At 72.9% G+C, this 3,936-nt stretch carries 5 protein-coding genes and 1 pseudogene; 4 read left to right on the top strand and 2 right to left on the bottom strand.

The features are described from left to right. Both D0D37_RS45950 and D0D37_RS45945 read right to left on the bottom strand, forming a co-directional pair. Positions 1–238: pseudogene (locus D0D37_RS45950) on the bottom strand (hypothetical protein); the annotation flags it as partial. 32 nt (positions 239–270) lie between these two features. Then, on the bottom strand, positions 271–1,335 hold the full coding sequence (locus tag D0D37_RS45945) for an AAA family ATPase (protein WP_208720575.1): 1,065 nt from the start codon (positions 1,333–1,335) through the stop codon (positions 271–273). Between the two features lie 264 nt (positions 1,336–1,599). On the opposite strand from D0D37_RS45945, the gene D0D37_RS45940 reads away from it, so the two are divergent. The 4 genes from D0D37_RS45940 to D0D37_RS45925 are packed head-to-tail and all read left to right on the top strand — an operon-like array spanning position 1,600 to position 3,820. Beyond that, the gene (locus tag D0D37_RS45940) at positions 1,600–1,965 is read left to right on the top strand and encodes a hypothetical protein (RefSeq protein ID WP_116206842.1); all 366 of its coding nucleotides are present in this window, start codon (positions 1,600–1,602) and stop codon (positions 1,963–1,965) included. Next, complete coding sequence (locus D0D37_RS45935) at positions 1,958–2,509, top strand: DUF3558 family protein (protein WP_116206841.1); 552 nt, start codon at positions 1,958–1,960, stop codon at positions 2,507–2,509. Before D0D37_RS45940 ends, D0D37_RS45935 begins: the two co-directional genes overlap by 8 nt. Before the next feature lie 22 nt (positions 2,510–2,531). Further along, the gene (locus D0D37_RS45930) at positions 2,532–3,125 is read left to right on the top strand and encodes a PPE domain-containing protein (RefSeq protein ID WP_116206840.1); all 594 of its coding nucleotides are present in this window, start codon (positions 2,532–2,534) and stop codon (positions 3,123–3,125) included. Further along, positions 3,122–3,820, top strand: a complete 699-nt coding sequence (locus tag D0D37_RS45925) for an ESX secretion-associated protein EspG (protein WP_116206839.1) — start codon at positions 3,122–3,124, stop codon at positions 3,818–3,820. Before D0D37_RS45930 ends, D0D37_RS45925 begins: the two co-directional genes overlap by 4 nt. The last annotated feature ends 116 nt before the right edge of the window (positions 3,821–3,936 follow it).

Here is a 3,936-nt window from a genome sequence, read left to right as displayed (position 1 = left end):
AGGTCGGCCGGGCCGGACAGACCCGCGCGGCCCGGACCAGGCGCAGGGTGCGCGCGGCGCCGAGGCGCAGCCGGGTCGCCGAGATGTAGGCGGCGACCAGCAGCGGCAGGGCGACGACGAACACCGCGACCCGCAGCAGGTCGCGTTCGTTGAGCACCAGCGAGCACACCGCGGCCGCGATTCCGGCGGCGAGGAGGCAGCGGCCTCGGGTGGTGAGGCCGGACAGCGCGCGCAGCATGCGGATTCCCTACTCGGGTAGCGGGACGCGCCTCAGCGGGCCGAGCCCTGGGGGACGGGAACGCGGTGCAGCACCGCGCGGACCACGTCGGTCGCCGAACGGCGGGCGGCGTGCGCCTCGGTGGTGAGCACCAGCCGGTGCGCCAGCACGGGCACGGCGACCGTGTGCAGGTCGTCGGGCACCACGTAGTCGCGCCCGGACAGCGCGGCCTGCGCCCGCGCGGCCCGGACCAGGTGCAGCGTCGCGCGCGGCGAGGCGCCGAGCCGGATCTCCGGGACCTGCCGGGTCGCCGACACGACGTCGACGGCGTACCGGCGGACCTCCGGGGCGATGTGCACGCCGCGGACGGTCGCGATCAGCCGCAGGATCGTCTCGCCGTCGGACACCGGGGTCAGGTCCGCGAGCGGATTGTGCCCGGAATGCTCGTCGACCATGGCCAGTTCGGCCTGCTGGTCGGGGTAGCCGATGGACACCCGTGCGGTGAACCGGTCGCGCTGGGCCTCGGGCAGCGCGTAGGTGCCCTCCATCTCGATCGGGTTCTGCGTCGCGATCACCATGAACGGCGCGTCGAGCGTGTAGGTGCTCGTGTCGACCGTGACCTGGTGCTCTTCCATGCACTCCAGCAGCGCGGACTGCGTCTTCGGCGAGGCCCGGTTGATCTCGTCGCCGACCACGATGTTCGCGAACACCGGGCCGGGCCGGAACTCGAACTCGCCGGTCTGCCGGTTGTAGATGGAGACGCCGGTGACGTCGCTGGGCAGCAGGTCCGGCGTGAACTGCACGCGGCTGACGGTGCAGTCGATCGAGCGCGCGAGCGCCTTCGCGAGCGAGGTCTTGCCGACGCCCGGCACGTCCTCCACGAGCAGGTGACCCTCGGCCAGGAGGGTCACCAGCGCGATCCGGATGACGTCCGGCTTGCCGACGAGGACGCGCTCCACGTTCGCGGCGATCCGGCGCGCGGTGTCGTGCAGTTCGCCGAGCCCGGCCGCCGGGACCTGGGCCAGCCCGTCCGCGGACTCGACCGCCGGGTACGGCGGCTGCCCGGACCCGTTGCCGTGCGGTCCGGCGGGGGAAGCGGACTGGATTCTCGACGTCACTCGACCTCCTGGTGGCGCATAGCTGGACGGAAACCGGCGGGGATGCGCGCCTTGTCCAGCGTTCTCCCCAGTGTGTCAAACCCGGGAGAACCGGGCGGCGGAACCCCGAGATCGTTTCATGGTGACGCCCAGCCACCTCAGCACACCTTCTTACGGGTGATTATGAGGCATTTTCAGGTGATCCCGCTGACCGTATGCACTGTCGTATGCTCCGAAACGAAGTCGCCCGACCACGGTTCGACGTCGGAAGAGGTGCATCCGCGCATGAGCGAGGCCGAGGCGGAACGGAAAGCCGGGCTCCCGGGACTGTCCGGCGGCCGGTTCGCGGTCACGCCCGAACTGGCGTCCGCGACCTATTCGAAGCTGGGCGAGCTGCAGGACGTCGTCGGCGAGATGGTCCGCGAGGCCGCGGTGCTCGGCCGGTCGGTGCCGCTCGGCGGCGGGTACGCCGGCGAGGTCGGCGCGTTCATGGCGAAGTACGGCCTCGGCCGCGACGGGTCGGCGGTCGACCAGCTCACCGCGTTCGGGAAGGAAATCGCCGGGCTGAAGAAGCGCATCGGCGGAGCGCTGGAGAAATACCGCGACCAGGACGGCGAAGCCGCCGAGGGCGTGGACTGCACCGGTGGCTGACCGCTTCGCGGCGCGCGCCGCGTTCCTTCCTCTCGCCGGGCTCGCCGTGCTGATTTCGCTGGTTTCGTGCGGCCGGATGCCCGGCATCTCGCACGCCGCGCCCGCGGACGGAGGCCCTCCGGCTCCCGCGCCGTCGTCCTCGGCCCCGTCCGCATCGCTTGCCAAGCTCGACCCGTGCACGCTGCTTTCGCCGCAGGACCGGTCGTCGGCCGGGCTCACCGGGCAGGGCAAGCCGAAGACGATCGGCGAGGCGCGCGCCTGCGACTGGACGGTGCCTTCGACCTTCGGTGTCACCGTCACTCTCGACGAAACCAACGGACTGGCCAACCTCGACCTCTCCGACGGCAAGCGCACCAAGAAGGACGTCGGCTCGCACCAGGCCGTGCAGGTGTCCGGCCGCCGCGGCACCTGCGCGGTGCTGCTCGACGTCGGCGGTGCGCAGAGCGTGCAGATCGACGTGAACAACGCGAACTTCGCCGACTCCGCGCTCGCCTGCTCGCGGGCGAGCGACGTGGCCGGACTGCTCGAGCCGAAGCTGCCGTGAACCCCGTGCGAGGAGGAAAGTCGTGACCGACACCCCGGCCGTGCCCGCCGAGTCCCCGGCCGCTCCCGAGCCGACGGCCCGCTACGAAGCGTTCAGCCACGCGGCGCTGGCCGCGCAGGCGGTCGACGGCAACGACCCGGCCGCGGCCGGCGACTCGGGCACGCGGTGGGCAGGGCTGTCGCAACGGCTCGAGGACTCGATCGGCGGCCTGGTCGCGCTGTCGGCCGGCAGCGAGGAGACCTGGCAGGGCGACGCCGGCGACGCGATGCGGACGGTGCTCGGCAAAGCGTCCGGCTGGCTGGCCGAGACCTCCGTGGTGTCGGCGAAGGTCGGGGAAGCCGTGCACGGACAGGCCGAGGTCGCGGCGCGAGCCCGGGCGGACATGCCCGCGCCGGTGGACTTCGACCCGGCGGCGATGATCCGGTCCGCCGCGGCGAGCGGGAGCATGGTGCAGCTGGCCGGGCTGTCGTCCGCTATGGACGAGCGCCGCGCGGAAGCCGAGGCTGCCCGGCAGAAGGCGATCGACGTCCTGCGCACTCGCGACACGGCGTTGCGCGGGCTCCTGCCCGAAGGCCAGTTCCCCGCGGTCCCGCCGCTCGGCGCGGGGCCGGCTTGATCAGCCTGTCGGCGTCCGCGTTCGACATCGTCTGGGCCGACCTCGGCCTCGACACGCCGCCCGCGCCGCTCGCGGTGCGCAGCGTGGGGGAGACCGACGCCGACCGCTCCGCGATCCGCGCGGAGGTCTACCGGAACCTCGGCGAACGCGGCCTCTTCGACGGCCGCCTCGACGCCGCCCTGGAGAACAGCCTGCGCCTGCTGGCGTCCGCGGACCGGTATGTGGAGTGCGAGGCGCTCGCGGACATGACCGCCGACGAACCGTTCCGCGCGGTCGCCGCGGTCCGGGGACGGAACGCGGTGCTGGCGGTGCAGCCGTCGCGAACGATCGGCGTCCGCGCCATCGGGGAAAGCGAACTGGCCTCGGCGATCGTCGACGTGCTGCCCGAACTCTCGGCCGGTCCCGGCTACGGCGTCCGGCTGCCCTCGGCGGGGGAGCCGCCCGGCGGCGCGCAGGGGGAGGAGCTGCGGGCGATCCAGTCCCGGCCGGTGTACGCGGCGGGGCAGTTCACCGTCCACGTCCGCGACCGGGCGGGGAAACTCTCCCGGACCGGCGGGCTGACGTGGTTCGACACGGACGCCGGGGCGTATTCGGCGGTGTGCTCGCCGGGACGCGGCGGGCAGGAGTGGGTGACGGTGTCGCCGGTAGACAGCCCGCGGCTCGTCGAGCGGGTCATGGAACTGCTGCCGCGCTGACTCGGCCGGTCTGAAGTGGACGGTCGCGGCCCGTGGCTCGTGAGTGGCGATGCCGGTTAGAACCGGCACCGCCACTCACGACACCTGCCCGCGCCTGGCCCTTATACACATCTCCC

Source organism: Amycolatopsis circi (assembly GCF_003385235.1).
GTDB lineage: Bacteria > Actinomycetota > Actinomycetes > Mycobacteriales > Pseudonocardiaceae > Amycolatopsis > Amycolatopsis circi.
The sequence above is the reverse complement of the archived record's forward strand: the minus strand, read 5'-3'. Positions and strand labels throughout refer to the sequence as shown.